Here is a 14,276-nt window from a genome sequence, read left to right as displayed (position 1 = left end):
GGGGCCGGCGCTGCCGTATCGGACGGCGCGAGAAGCGGAACTTTGCGGACGACCGCATCCTCTATGATGGCGCGAGCGGCAATATCTATTATGATGCGGATGACAATGGCGCGGGCGCGGCGGTGCTGTTCGCGCAGGTGACGGCGGGGATGGCGCTGAGCAACGCGGATTTCGTCGTGATTGGTTGAGGCGGTCTCGCGGCCGGATGGAGCGTAAAAGGGGGGTGGGATGGCTGATCTGATCGGGAGCGGGGATATTCTGGCGGCCATAGCCCGTGGCGGCGTGGCTGGCGGACGTGCCGGCGCCGGGCGATCGCGGTTCGGGGCGGCGGACCATGGGCAGGCGGGCGCTGCGGCCTATCTTCCCTCCATTGACGCGCCCATGGGAACCGAGCTGGATGACTACCTGACCGGCGACGCGGACGACAACAGCCTCTATGGAGAGGGTGGCGACGATGTGCTGGAGGGGCTGGGCGGCGACGACCTGCTCGATGGCGGGGACGGCTATGATGTCGCGAGCTATGCCCATGCGCCAGGCAGCGTCTCGGTGTCGCTGGCGATCATAGGGCCGCAGGATACGGGGAGCGCGGGGACCGACACGCTGGTCGGGATCGAGGATCTCTTCGGATCGGCCTTTAACGACGTGCTGATCGGCGATAGCGGCGGCAACCAGATCGACGGCGGCGCGGGCGCGGACTGGATGGCGGGGGGCGCGGGCGACGACCTTTATCTGGTCGATGATGCGGGCGACGTCGTGGTCGAGAAGCGGCTGAGCGGCGGGCTGGACAGCGTGGCGTCCGCCATTTCCTATTCGCTCGGCGGGAAGGGCGTCGAGATACTCGGGCTGCTCGGCACGGCGGACATCAACGCGACCGGCAATGGCTATGACAATCTGATCGTCGGCAATGCGGGCGACAACATCATCAATGGCGGGCGCGGCGCGGACCTGATGGCGGGGGGCGCTGGCGACGATATTTTCTATGTCGACGATATCGGCGACCTCATGGTGGAGCAGCCGGGCGAGGGCGTGGACGAGGTGCGGACCCGGACCGACAGCTATTTCCTGCCCGAAGAGGTCGAAAATCTGCGCGGCCTTTCCGCCGCGGGGCAGCTGCTGGTCGGCAATGACGGGAGCAATATCGTCACCGGCCACCGGGGCGATGACTGGATCGACGGCTGGTACGGCGCCGACACCATGATCGGCGGCAAGGGCAATGACAGATATTTCGTCGATGACGCCGGCGATCTGGTGGTCGAGCGGGTCAATCATGGGATCGACGTGGTGACGACGACGCTCGCCGTCTATCGCCTGACCGGCAATGTCGAGGGGCTGGAGGCGTGGGACGACGGCGCGCACCAGTTCACCGGCAATGCGCGCGCCAACAGCATAGTGGGCGGCGCGGGGAATGATGTGCTGGACGGCGGGGGCGGCGCGGACGTGCTGGTCGGCGGCGCGGGCGACGACATTTATTATGTGGCCGACGCCGGCGATGTCGTGATCGAGGAAGCGGACGGGGGCAGCGACCTCGTCTACAGCTCGGTGAGCTTCGACCTTAGGGGCACGGAGGTCGAGGCGGTCTATCTGATCGGCAGCCGGGCGATCGCTGCGATGGGCACCGATGGCGACGATCGCATCACCGGCAATCTGGGCGACAATCTGCTGTGGGGTGGCGCGGGCAACGACCTGCTGGCGGGACGGCATGGCGCGGACCTGTTTCTGTTCGACACGGCTCTGGGCGCGAACAATGTCGACAGCATCGCCGATTTCCTGGTCGGGGTGGACGGTATCGGGCTCAGCGAAACGATCTTCGCGGCGGCGGGGCCGATCGGCGTGCTGGCGGCGGGCGCGTTCCAGACCGGCGCGGTGGCGACCGAGGCGGACGACCGCATCCTCTATGACGGGGCGAGCGGGGCGATATACTATGACGCGGATGGGCATGGCGCGGGCGATGCGGTGCTGTTCGCGCAGGTGACGGCGGGGACGGCGCTGACCCACGCGGATTTTGTGGTGGTGGTGGGGTAGGGGGGGCAGCGCAAATACCATTCCCTGTCCCTAAGCGGTTGAATTGGCTTTACCACCGTCGGGCTTGTCCGGTATGTGTCGGGCCGAAGGAGAGACGGGATGCTGACCGCCAATGGCCGTTTTGAAGCGGAGGGCGATGTCGACTGGCTTCGCATCCGGCTTGAGGCGGGGAAGACCTATATCTTCACCCTGTCTGACGCCTTCGGTATCGGGCTCCGGCTGCCCGATGGCTCCGCCGTCACGCCGCATTATGACCGGACGGCCGAGTTCCTCCTGACCACGGTCGGCTATTATGCCGAGTCGACGGGAGATTATTGGGTTTCCCTGTCGGGCAGTAATGTGCAGGACTATAGCGTCACGGTGACGGAACAGGTGGACCCCACGCCGCCAGGGACCACCACGCCTCTGGTCCTGACCATCGGCGAAGGCGTCTGGCCCGCTCAGGTCGATCCGAGCCGCGCCGAAAGCTGGTACGCCGTCGATCTGACCGGCGGCCAGTCCTACGCCATTGGCGGAGGCTATGAAGCCTATATCGCCGATGCCGAGGGGAATGTGCTGACTCGGCCGTTCGACAGCTATCTGGGGCATTTCACGCCTACCGAGTCGGGGCGCTATTATCTGAGCATCATCGGCAATGGCGACATGCTCAAGATCGACACGGTGGATGACGATCATGGCACGTCGCCGGCGCAGGCCGGGTCGCTGAACGCTGGGATGGTCGAAGCTGGAAGGTGGGAAGCCTATGGCGATGCGGACTGGTTCGCGGCGGCGCTGACGGGCGGGCGCTCCTATGAGGTTGATTTGCAAGTGCTGGCAGGGGCTTCAGAGGATCGGCCTGACCGGAGCGTCGAACTGCTCGACGCGCAAGGCAATGTCGTGATGACGCGCACGAGTGTCGAGCATTCGAGCGGAAAGGTCAGCTTCGACATCGCTGATACAGGTATCTACTATATCTCCGTCATCGCGGGTTATGAGGACGCTTATTTAGCTGGGAAAACCCTGACCTATTCGGTCGGGCTGACAGAGATTCCGTTGGCGGATTATCCCGACATCGTCGTTGGGCAGGTGGTGAACGAGTCCGGGCTGGTGTCGGAAAACGTTTATAATTACGACATATATCTCACCCAAGGGCAGATTTACAATTTCACGTCGGGCACCAGCCGTGTGTTCGCCATTTATGACGGCCGCGCGTTCCTCAAGGGCAGCCAACTGGGCAAGCTGGATTTTCTGGCGCCGCATGATGGCCTGTTCAGGGTCTGGATCGACTCTCCACAGCCCCGGCCCGGCCGCACGGACAGCTACACCCTGACCAGTTCGGCCACGGCCGACGATTTTACCGCCAACCCACTCACGGCCGGCACCATCCAGGTGGGGGGCACGGCCGAGGGGATACTGCAGAATGCGGTCGACCTCGACTGGTTCGCCGTCGACCTGTCGGTCGGGAAATCCTATATTTTCGCGACGCAGGGGGTCGGCACGGCGGCAATTTATGATGCCGCGGGCGCCAGACTGACGGGCATTGCCGACCGTCATTTTTCTCCAACGACATCCGGCACCTATTATCTTGGCGTCGGAGCCGGCAGCGGGGGGAACTATGTCGTCTCGATAAAGCAGGCGACCGACGACTATCGCGAGGATATGCTGACGGCGGGCGTGTTTCGCGAAACGGTGAACGGCACGCCGGACGCCGATCTGTTCACCGGAACCGGGGCCTATATGGCCTATAAGGGCGGCGAGGGCAACGACCGCTATGCCGCGGGCGGGGGTTTCGATCTGTTCGATGGCGGCGCGGGCGTGGATAGCGTCTCCTTTGCGGGCTATGCGAGCGGTGTGACGGTCGATCTGGCGGCGCTCGGCCTGTATGAAGGCGATCTGCGGCGCATCACCCTCACCAATGTCGAGAATGTCCAGGGCACGCGCTACGACGACCGGCTGACCGGCAATGGCGCGGCCAACCTCCTGACCGGCGGGCTGGGTGCGGATATCATCGCCGGCGGCGCGGGCGACGACGTGATCGAAGGCGGCTATGGCGGCGACATTCTGACCGGCGGGGCGGGCATCGATACGCTGAGCTACGAGAATGCGCGGACCGGCGTGGTCGTGTCGCTGGCGATCACCGGGCCGCAAAGCACACGCGGGGCGGGGATCGATACCGTCAGCGGGTTCGAGAATCTGCGCGGGTCGAACAGCGCGGACGTTCTGATCGGCGACAATCGCAGCAACGTCATCAGCGGACTGGACGGCGCGGACCGGATGATCGGTCTGGGTGGCGACGACCATTATTATGTCGATAACATCGGCGATCAGGTGGTCGAACGGATCGGGCGCGGCTATGATATGGTGCATAGCGGCGTAAGCTACACACTGCCGGACAATGTCGAGGCGCTGATTCTGCTCGGCGGGCGCGCCATCGATGCTGTCGGCAACGCATCGGACAATCTGCTGACCGGCAACCGGGGCGACAACATCCTGCGCGGCGCTGGCGGGAACGACTTGCTGACCGGCGGGGCGGGAGCCGACATCTTCCTGTTCGATACCGCGCCGGGGGCCGGCAATGTCGATCGCATTACCGACTTTTCGGTGGTGGATGATGGGATCGCGCTCGACCCCCTGATTTTCGCCGCGATCGGACCGGTGGGGACTTTGGCCGCAGGCGCGTTCCAGACGGGCGCGGTGGCGACCGAGGCGGACGACCGCATCCTCTATGACGGGGCGAGCGGGGCGATATACTATGACGCGGATGGGCATGGCGCGGGCGATGCGGTGCTGTTCGCGCAGGTGACGGCGGGGACGGCGCTGACCCATGCGGATTTTGTGGTGGTGGTGGGGTAGGGGGGGCTTACGATTGTCTTCCGATTTTGCGGCCCATACCGCTAATTTGTTGATGGAAAGCGCCATGCCCGCGCGAACAGGGGGTTTCAAATGACTGGAACGGTGAGCGGTCTCTTCGACGTGCGAGGCGATACGGATTGGTATCGGGTTCAATTCGAGGCGGGAAAGACCTACCAAATCTATCTCGGCTCTGGGAACGCCCATCTGAGTTTGATGATGCCCGATGGGACCGCATATGATCCGCCGGTTTCCTACACCAATAAAATCACCTTCGTCGCGCCGGTGAGCGGCGATTATTGGGTGAAGGCGGCGGACAGCTTGGTCCAAGGTGGGACATATCAAATATCGGCCTATGAGGTCGACGACGCCAATCCCGGTTCCACGTCTACCACCCTCACGCTCGGCGTGGGCGAAACGGTCACGCAGACGGGGCCGTTCGCAGCAGACGACTGGTATGCGGTCGATCTGGTGGCGGGCCAGTCCTACCTGGTTCAGGCCGGCCCCGGCAACCGGCTCTATATGAACGACGCGCAAGGGCGATTGCTTGGGGATGTCGCATATGGGCCGTTGCATTTCACGGCCGAGACGTCCGGGCGATACTATGTCGGGGTGGCGGAACTGGGAGGCTCAAGCTATTCTGTTTCGCTGGCCGCCGTCGCGGATGATTTCGGTGCGTCCGCGTCGCTTGCCGGCACATTGGACTTCGGAGGAACAGCGACAGGCGTCTGGGAAAGCAAGTCGGACAGCGACTGGTTCGCCGTGAACCTCAGCGCCGGACGATCCTATCGCTTTTCCGCCGTTGCCGATAATCCCAATAGCTGGCCGGCGAACATCAAGGTCGTCAGCGCCGACGGGGACGTATTGGCGTTCAACAGGGGCACGGCGCTGACCACGGATTTCAGCGCGAAAACCAGTGGCATCTACTATGTGGCGATGACGAGCGGCACACCTTCGCCTGCCGATCCCAGCTACACGGTATCGGTTGAAATATTACCCATCACGCCGCCACCTCCGTCAACGCCGCTGAATATCGGTGATATCATTGCGGCGGACTGGCAGGTTGCGTTGGAGTCCGATCATTATACCGTCAACCTCATTGATGGTCAGTCCTACAGCTTCGTCGCAACCAGCAGTGGCGGTTCGGACAGCCCAATCCTCATGCTGCTGGATGAAGACGGGTCAGAGCTGACGAGCGCCTTTACCGTGAACGGCCTGACTTCAACGCTGGATGTCGGCGTCGGACGGTCGGGCACTTATTATCTGGTCGCCAAGGGACGGGACGCAGTCGCCTATACTTTGTCCAGTTCAAGGGGGCCGGATGATTATCTTGCCACAAGTCTGACAACGGGCACAATCACGGTGGGAGGAACCGCGACGGGTTCACTCGAGGGGAACGGGGATCACGACTGGTTCGCCGTCAATTTGACCGCCCACAAAAGCTACGTGTTCACGAGCGATAGCGGGTTTGCGAACATTGTCGTTCGCGATGCGGCCGGAAACGCGCTGCATGATGTCGCGAATGGCGAGCTGACCGTATCTCCCGCGCAATCGGGCATCTACTATCTCGACGTGAGCGGCGATGCCGGCGATTATTCGGTGCGGATGTTCGAACTCGTCGGCGATGTTGCCCAAGACATGACGTCGCGAGGAGTTATCGGAAATGTGGTGGTCGGGTCGAACACGGCATCCGACACATTCGTGAGCACGGCCAATCATGACAGTTTCGTCGGTCTTGGCGGGGATGATCGGTTCATCGCCGGAGCAGGCTATGACATTTACAGCGGCGGCGCTGGCTTCGACACGGTCGGCTTTACGCGCTTCAAAACCGGGGCGGTCGTGGATCTGCAACGCGGCGGCACGGTGGAGAGCGGCAATCTGAAGATTTCATTGGCCAGTATCGAGCATGTCGAAGGGTCGCGCTTCGCCGATCAGATATATGGCAGTGGTGCCGCTGAACGGCTTGTCGGCGGGCGCGGCGACGACCAGCTTTTTGGTATCGACGGCGACGATCGCCTCTTCGGCGGCTTGGGTAACGATCGGGTCGAAGGCGGCGCGGGGCGGGATTATCTGGACGGCGGCGACGGCATCGACAGCCTGAGCTACGAACATGCGGCGGCTGGCGTCGTGGTCTCGCTTGCCATCACCGGCGCGCAGAATACACGCGGGGCAGGGGTCGACAGCGTCGCGGGCTTCGAGAATATCCGGGGTTCCGCTTTCGATGATCGCCTGACCGGGGACGATGGCGCGAACGTCATCAGCGGGCTTGATGGCGCGGATGTGATGATCGGGCTGGGCGGTAACGACGCCTATTATGTCGATAATGCCGGCGACAGGGTCGTCGAGAAGGCGGGCGGCGGCTATGATACCGTCTTTGCCGCCGTCGATTATCAGCTGGTCGGCGATGTTGAAGCGCTGACGCTGACCGGGCGGTCGCACAACGACGCGACGGGCAATGCGCTGGACAATGTACTGACCGGCAATAGCGGCCACAACCGGCTGAACGGCGGCGCGGGCGCGGACCGGATGATCGGCAAGGGTGGGAACGACATCTACTATGTGAGCAATGCCGGCGACGTGGTGGTGGAGCAGGCGGGCGAGGGGCATGACCTGGTGGTCAGCACGGTTTCGTTCGACCTGCGCGGCACGCATGTCGAGGATTTGCGGATGATCGGCAGCGCGCACATAAACGCTTCGGGCGATGCGGACGTGAACGAGATCAGGGGCAATGCCGGGAACAATATTCTGCGTGGCGATGGCGGCGACGACCTGCTGACCGGTGGGGCGGGCGCGGATATCTTCGTGTTCGATACGGCGCTCGGCCCCGATATCGATCGCATTACCGACTTTTCTGACGAGGGCGATAAGATTGCGCTCAACCCGCTGATCTTCGCAGGGATAGGACCGGCGGGGACTTTGGCGGCAGGCGCGTTTCAGAGGGGCCGGGTCGCAACCGAAGCGGACGATCGAATTCTGTACGATAGTTTTTATCAACAGGTTTTTTATGACGCAGACGGCAACGGCCCCGGTCGCGCGGTGCTGTTCGCGCAAATAAATCATGGCGCGAACCTCACCCACTCGGATTTCATGGTCATCGGCTGAGGCGGCGGGCTGATCCCCTAAATCCCCCCTGAACGGCCCGGCCACGGATCGTTCAGGGGGCTTTGGGCATTGGAGGGCGGCAAGTCGGGGGGAGTGGCTGGTCCAAGGAGGATGCCATGGCCCATGAAGTGATCCGTCGCCTGCGTCTGGGCGGCCTGTGCGTGCTGGCGCTGAGCGTCGCGGGATGTGGCGAGGACAAGGTCGCCGACCGCTTTTCGATGACCGATCAGGCGTGGAGCAACGCCTTTGGCAATGAGGCGGGCGGCCAAGGTGACTCGCTGCCGCCGCTCCCCGAGGCGCAGCCGATGGATGTGGCCGACGGTTCGGGTGCGCTGGCCTATGCGCCGCCCGCCGACCGGCTGCCCGCCGCGCGGCCGATCGCCTATGCGGAGCCGCAGGGCGACGATTATGCCTGGATCGACCGGGCGGACCAGTTTTCCGACATGCTGGGCGATGCGCCGCCCGACTATGGCTTTGCCTATGACGAGGGCGTAACGCCTTGGGCCTGGGAGAGCGGCGACGATTATCTGCGCTATGCCGAGCCGATCGACGGCGGCTATCGCTATTATTATTATGAGCCGGGGGCGGCGAGCCCCTATCTGGTGCGCGATCCGTGGAACAGCTACGGCTATCGCGACGACCGGCTGGTCGCGGTCTATGACGGCGGCGGGCGGGTGCTGCCGTGGCGCGAGGCGCGGGCGCGGGACGCCTATGCGTCGCGCTATTATGCGCGGGCGACCGACATGCGCCGTGCGGCGCGGGCGCGCGAGCGCGAGCGGATCGAGGCGCGGCAATGGGCGGCGCGGCGCTCCGCGATCGCGCAGGACCGGGCGCGCTGGGCACAGGCGAGGGCCGAGCAGGCGCAGTGGCGCGCCTATCGGGCGCGGCAGGACGATCGGGCGCGGGCGCATTGGGCGGCCGAAGCTCGCGCGCGCAACCAGGCGGCGACGCGCTTTGCAAGCTGGCAGCGGGAGGATTTCCGCACGCCGCCGCCGCGCTTCTATGCGGCCGAGCAGCGGCGCGAGGCGGCACGCGACCGGCGGGAGGCGGCGCAGGCGCGCGAGCGGCAGGTCGCGCTTACGGAGCGGCGCGCAGCGCAGCAGCGGCGCGCGGCCGAGGCGCGGCAGGACCGGCGCGTGGCGCAGGCGGAGCGCGCGCGGATCGCCGACCGGCGGGAGGCCGAGCAGCGCCGGGCTGAGCAGCGACGGGTTCAGGCGCAAAGGCGCGAGGCGGAGGCGCGGCAGGACCGGCGGCAAGCGCAGGCACAGCGCGCGGCGGCGCAGGCCCGGCAGCAGCGCGCCGAACAGGCGGCGCGGCAGGATCGCCAGCGCACGCGCGAACAGGCCGCGCGACGGGCCGATGCGCAGCGGCAGCAGGCGGCCGAGCGGCGGCAGGCGCAGGCGCAGCAGGCCCAGCGCCGGGTGCGCGAGGCGGCTCAGGCGGACCGGGTGCGCCAGCAGCGCACGGCTGAGGCCCAGCAGCGGCGCGCCCAGCAGGCGGCGCAGGGACAGCAGCGCGCGGCGCGGCAGGCGGAACGCGCGGCCCAGCGCCAGGCGCAGGCGCAGCAGCGGGTGGCGGCGCGGGCCGAGCGGCTGGCGCAGCGCCCGGACAATCCGGGGCGTTTGCAGCGCAACGACTGATGCCGGCTGCGTCGAGCGGAGAATGCAATGGTCGCCGGGGAACAGGATCATCCACTTGTTGACGCTACGGAAAGCTTGAAAATGTCGTTGGTCGGCGGCTGACTGTCGTTCGTCCGCCGGTGATGCCGCCCGGCGGCAAACATCGGCGGATCATCGAAGGAGGCGCGGGGAGCCGAGCGAATCGGCTATGGTGGCGGCATCGGACAGACGCGCCGCGACCGTTCACCCACGGTTCACCGCAAAGGGCGTCGTCTGTCATGCAGCAGTTTCGACCCGATCCGGTGTGCCCGACAGCGCCTGGATACGCCCCCGGCAATCCCTTGCGCCGGGGGCGTTTTCTATCGTCGCGCGGCTGCGCCGTCCTCCCAGTCCGATTCGCGCTTGCCGCTACGGCAATATGTCGTTTGCGGCGAGCGAGATGTCGTTCGTCCTGCTGTTCGTCCCGTCCTGACGGTTCTTTGTCGCTTGGCAGATGCGCGTTGCGCCCGGTCGAAGCGGGCGCGCGGACGGGGGCGGGCGGGGCTAAACAGAATGAGCGAACGGACGACGGGCCGACCCCTAAGACCCTTGACGGCCCGGTCCGTTCGCACCCGGCAAAGCGCCGCCATGCCCCCTCTATCGGGCGGCGCGCCGGGTGACACAGGATCGAGGAGAAAGCCCCATGTTCGTTTCGCCCAAATTCGTCACCGCCCTTTCCGGCGTCGCTCTGGCGCTCAGCAGCGGCGCGGCATTTGCCGAGGATTTCCAGTCCAATGGCCGCACCAAGGAGGTCTATCATGGCGACCTGGACCTGACCAAGGCCGACCAGCAGAAGGAATTGCGCAGCCGCCTGTCGCGCGCCGCCACCCGCGTCTGCGCCGCGTCCGACCTGCACACGCAGCAGCAGTGCAAGGCGAAGGCGATGGCGCATGTCGCGCCGCGCATGAGCGCCGCGATCGCCCGCGCCGAGACCAAGGAGCGCTATGCCGACGCGCGCGGCAGCGAGCCGGTGCGGCCGGTGGTCGGCAACTGACCGCCTCAAGGATCATGACGGCAAAAGGCCCGGCGTCGCCGCCGGGCCTTTTTGTTGTTGCCGGGGCGTCGCCCGACGCAAAAAAAGCGGCCCGTGATCGGGGCCGCTTCTCGATGCCGAACCGGGTCGGACGTGTCAGGCCGCGACGGCGGCCTTCTTCTTCAGGATGTCGCGCTTCAGGCGGCGGGCCTTGAGCGAGAGCTTCTCGTCGCTGGTCTTGACCAGCCAGTTGTCGAGGCCGCCATTATGCTCGACCGAACGCAGGCCGTGGGTCGACACGCGCAGCTTGACCGTGGTTTCCAGCGCCTCGGAAATCAGCGAGACATTCTGGAGGTTCGGCAGGAACACCCGCTTGGTCTTGTTGTTGGCGTGGGATACATTGTGACCCACCTGGCGACCCTTGCCGGTCAGCTCGCAAATGCGCGACATAGTCAATCAACCTTTGAAAAATACGGGTTCGTTCGGAAAGCCGCGCCGATAACGGGATTCTCGGGGATCGTCAAGCCGGCCGGCGGGTGAATCGCAACCCTTATGCGCGCCGTGCGTTTAACCTGCATTACCACGAAGGAGGCGGAACATGCGAGTCATCGGTGGCGTGCTGGTCATCATCCTGCTGATCCTGGCCGGCGGCATCGCCACCGGCTTCATCGACCTGCAAAAGACCCAGGACGGGCGCTTGCCCGAAGTCGCCATCAAGGAGGGGAAGCTGCCCCAATATGACGCGGACGTGGCGAAGGTGGAAGTGGGCACCCGCAAGGAAACGATCGAGGTGCCGACCGTGGACGTGAAGAAGCCCTGATCTTTCCCCAGCGGCGCTATATGGTCTAAGGGCGGGGCGATGGCTCCGCCCTTTCCCTTGCCCCCTTTCCCTATGCCGGCAACGATGCGCCGCGCGCTTGACCTCGCGCGCGCGGCGGAGGCCGCGGGGGAGGTGCCGATCGGCGCTGTCGTGACCAGGGACGGCGTGATCCTCGGCGAAGGCGAGAATCGCAACCGGCGCGACCATGATCCCACCGCCCATGCCGAAATCGTCGCGATGCGGGCGGCGGCGGGGAGACTTGGCGACTTTCGGCTGACGGGGTGCGACCTGTGGGTGACGCTGGAGCCGTGCGCCATGTGCGCCGGCGCGATCTCGCACGCGCGGATCGCGCGGCTCTATTATGCGGTGGGCGATCCCAAGGGCGGTGCGATCGAACAGGGGCCGCGCCTCTTCACCCAGCCGCAATGCCTGCACCGGCCGGAGGTCTATGGCGGGCTGGCCGAGGCGGAAGCCTCAGCGTTGCTGCGGGATTTTTTCGCCGCGCGCCGCTGAATAGTCGATGCGGTAGAGCTGATAGGGCAGCGTCATGCCGGTCCTCAGCGTCACAGGCGTCAGCCAGTCGGGGCGCTGGCCGCGCATCAGGTCGGCATAGAAGCCGCGCGGGCTGCGCGCCTGATAGATAGTGCCTTCCGGGAAATTCGGGCAGACCAGCAGATAGATCGCGCCATGGCTGGCGGCGATGGCGCGGAAGCCGCTCGCCGGCCCGTCGAAGGCGTGGTGGATGTCGAGGATCGCCGCGCCGTTGCGATGATAGGGGCCGGCGATGGCGCTATGATGCGTCGTGGCGATGAGGCGCGGGCCGAGATCGACCATGGTGAAGATAGTGGCGGGCGGGAGCTGGTCCAGCACCTCCAGCGCGGGTAGGGTGCGGCAGCGGCCGTTCGCCCTGTTGATGGCGTCGGTGCGCGCCTTGGCGGAGGGACGCCAGGGCTTGGGCACGGTGCCGGTCGCCTGCTGCCAGAGCTTGAGCGCCGGCGTGTAAAGCGGAGAGGCAGCGGCGGCTGTGCCGATGAGCGCCGCGCCGATCGCAGCGGCGATGCGGGCGCGGCGCGTGCCGGTGAAAAGCGCGGCGAGCAGACGGTGCGCGGCCCAGGCGGCGGGCGGGATCGCGAGCAACTGCGCCGCCGGGCCGGCGCGCAACTGCCAGAAGAGCAGAGCGGTCGAGAAGAGCATCATGAGGCCAACGGTCGCCCAGGCCCAGAGCTGCTCGCCGTCCCGCCGCGCGTCCCACAAGGCCCCGAGGAGGCCGATCAGCCCGGCGACCGGCATCGCCAGCAGCGGCACGACGAGGCTCTGCGCCTGCGCGGTGATCGGCTTGGCCTCGCGGATGTTGACCAGCCAGAGCCGCTGGAGTTCGGGCGAGATCTGGTAGGGGCTGAGGCATTGCGGCCAGTTCACATAGAGGAAGGCGGCGACCGCGCCGCCTACCAGCGCGCCCGCGCCCAGCCGCACCGGCCAACCGCGCGAGCGGATGAGCGAGAGCAGCACCATGCCCGCGCCGGCCGCGCCGAACACCGCGACCCAGATGGGGGAAAGGGCGTCGCACACGGGTTCGCGATTGGCGTAGCTGGCGAAGAGCAGATAGAGGAGCGACGCGCCTCCTGCGAGGCCGAGGCCATAGGGGAGCATCCGTTGCTCGGCCCCCGGCCGGAACACCCAGCGCAACGCGATCAGCGCGCCGCCCGCCGCCAGATAGACGATCATCTCCATGCCGATCGCGACCGACAGCGCGCTGCTGAGCCCCGCCATCAGCCCGCCGCGCACCCGCCGTTCGTCGATCACGCCGGCGAGCATCGTCAGCGCCAGCGCAAGCTGCCAGCCATGATGATCGATGCGCATCGGCGCATACATGCCGAGCGCCATCTGCGTCGCGAAGGGGGCGAGGACGGCGAGCAGCCAGCCCTGCGGCCCGGCAAGCCGCCGGCCGATGAAGCCGAGGCTCAGCATCAGCAGCAGCAGCGGGAGGAGCGGCGCGATCCCCAGCGCCAGCCGGTCGGCCAGCCCCTGATCTGCGAACGCCCGGAAGAACAGCATCAGCGCCGCGATCGGCAGGTCGACCAGCCGCGACCAATGGATATTCGCCCCGCCCGGTGGATCGAGCCGATATTGGCGTAGATCGAACCAGCCCTGTCCGGCCAGCCAATCCTTCACCTGAAGATAGCGCATATTGTCGTCGGTGTCGCCCAGCACCAGCCAGTGGATCGCCGGCCAGCGCGTGACGATGAAGCCCACCACTGTCGCGACCCAGATGAGGAAGGTCAGCCATTTCCAGTGGCGCTGCGCGAGATCGGCCAGCAGCGCGCCCCGATGAAGCGCATTTTTCCAGACGCTGTCCGCGCTATGCAAGCTCATGCCGCTCGATTAGAGGCTCCGCGTCAAAGCGCAACGGGGTGCCCCATGAAATTCGTCGAACGGGTGAGCGCGGAGCATCGGGCGCTGTTCTGGCAATTGGTGCGCTATGGCGTGACCGGGCTGTTCGTGACCGCGTGCCAGGCGGTGATCTACTGGTGCCTTGCGGCGCTCGCAGGGCTGCATGTGCAGCTCGCCAATTTCATCGGCTATCTGGCGGCGGTGGCGATCGGCTATGTCAGCCACAGCGCCTTCACCTTTCGCGGCCAAGGCGGCGAGGCGAGCCATGCCACGCGCGGCGCGAAGTTCGTCGCCGTGTCGATCGTCAGCTATGCCCTGAACGCGACCTGGGTCTGGCTCTGCGTCAGCCATATGGGCTGGCCCGAATGGTCGCCGATCCCGGCGATGCTGTTCGTGACGCCGGCCTTGGTGTTCCTGCTCAACCGGCAATGGGTGTTTCGCTGACGTTTGCCGCAACCTGCGTTTAGCGCCGGCCGCCATC

The 14,276-nt window shown here is 65.9% G+C and carries 10 protein-coding genes; 8 read left to right on the top strand and 2 right to left on the bottom strand.

Going from position 1 to position 14,276, the window contains the following annotated elements; translation table 11 throughout:
- Positions 1–228: 228 nt before the first annotated feature.
- The 5 genes from V2B31_RS03485 (at position 229) to V2B31_RS03465 (ending at position 10,605) form a co-directional block, all read left to right on the top strand.
- Positions 229–2,022 (top strand): calcium-binding protein, encoded by a 1,794-nt coding sequence (locus tag V2B31_RS03485; RefSeq protein ID WP_328275321.1) that lies wholly within the window; start codon positions 229–231, stop codon positions 2,020–2,022.
- A gap of 99 nt (positions 2,023–2,121) precedes the next feature.
- Positions 2,122–4,854 carry a calcium-binding protein gene (locus V2B31_RS03480; RefSeq protein WP_328275319.1) on the top strand — a complete coding sequence of 911 codons (2,733 nt, stop codon included), beginning with the start codon at positions 2,122–2,124 and terminating at the stop codon, positions 4,852–4,854.
- A 90-nt stretch (positions 4,855–4,944) separates the two neighbouring features.
- Positions 4,945–7,953 (top strand): calcium-binding protein, encoded by a 3,009-nt coding sequence (locus V2B31_RS03475; RefSeq protein WP_328275317.1) that lies wholly within the window; start codon positions 4,945–4,947, stop codon positions 7,951–7,953.
- A 116-nt stretch (positions 7,954–8,069) separates the two neighbouring features.
- Positions 8,070–9,593, top strand: coding sequence for a hypothetical protein (locus tag V2B31_RS03470; RefSeq protein WP_328275315.1), 1,524 nt, complete (start codon positions 8,070–8,072; stop codon positions 9,591–9,593).
- 661 nt (positions 9,594–10,254) lie between these two features.
- Positions 10,255–10,605 (top strand): UrcA family protein, encoded by a 351-nt coding sequence (locus V2B31_RS03465; protein ID WP_328275313.1) that lies wholly within the window; start codon positions 10,255–10,257, stop codon positions 10,603–10,605.
- 135 nt (positions 10,606–10,740) lie between these two features.
- Here the strand turns inward: V2B31_RS03465 and rpmB are convergent, their stop codons facing one another.
- On the bottom strand, positions 10,741–11,034 hold the full coding sequence (gene rpmB / locus V2B31_RS03460; protein WP_328275309.1) for a 50S ribosomal protein L28: 294 nt from the start codon (positions 11,032–11,034) through the stop codon (positions 10,741–10,743).
- A gap of 148 nt (positions 11,035–11,182) precedes the next feature.
- Between rpmB and V2B31_RS03455 the strand changes: the two genes are divergently transcribed.
- Positions 11,183–11,404: a hypothetical protein gene (locus tag V2B31_RS03455; RefSeq protein ID WP_328275307.1), complete on the top strand. Its 222-nt coding sequence runs from the start codon at positions 11,183–11,185 to the stop codon at positions 11,402–11,404.
- Between the two features lie 84 nt (positions 11,405–11,488).
- Positions 11,489–11,917, top strand: coding sequence for a nucleoside deaminase (locus V2B31_RS03450; RefSeq protein ID WP_328275305.1), 429 nt, complete (start codon positions 11,489–11,491; stop codon positions 11,915–11,917).
- Here V2B31_RS03450 and V2B31_RS03445 read toward each other — a convergent pair.
- Complete coding sequence (locus tag V2B31_RS03445; RefSeq protein WP_328275302.1) at positions 11,879–13,777, bottom strand: hypothetical protein; 1,899 nt, start codon at positions 13,775–13,777, stop codon at positions 11,879–11,881. The genes V2B31_RS03450 and V2B31_RS03445 overlap by 39 nt on opposite strands.
- A gap of 45 nt (positions 13,778–13,822) precedes the next feature.
- Between V2B31_RS03445 and V2B31_RS03440 the strand changes: the two genes are divergently transcribed.
- The gene (locus tag V2B31_RS03440; protein WP_328275299.1) at positions 13,823–14,239 is read left to right on the top strand and encodes a GtrA family protein; all 417 of its coding nucleotides are present in this window, start codon (positions 13,823–13,825) and stop codon (positions 14,237–14,239) included.
- The last annotated feature ends 37 nt before the right edge of the window (positions 14,240–14,276 follow it).

The sequence above is a fragment of the Sphingobium sp. genome, assembly GCF_036170395.1.
Taxonomy (GTDB): Bacteria; Pseudomonadota; Alphaproteobacteria; order Sphingomonadales; family Sphingomonadaceae; genus Sphingobium.
Note: the sequence above shows the minus strand (reverse complement) of the source record. Positions and strands in the feature narration are given on the sequence as shown.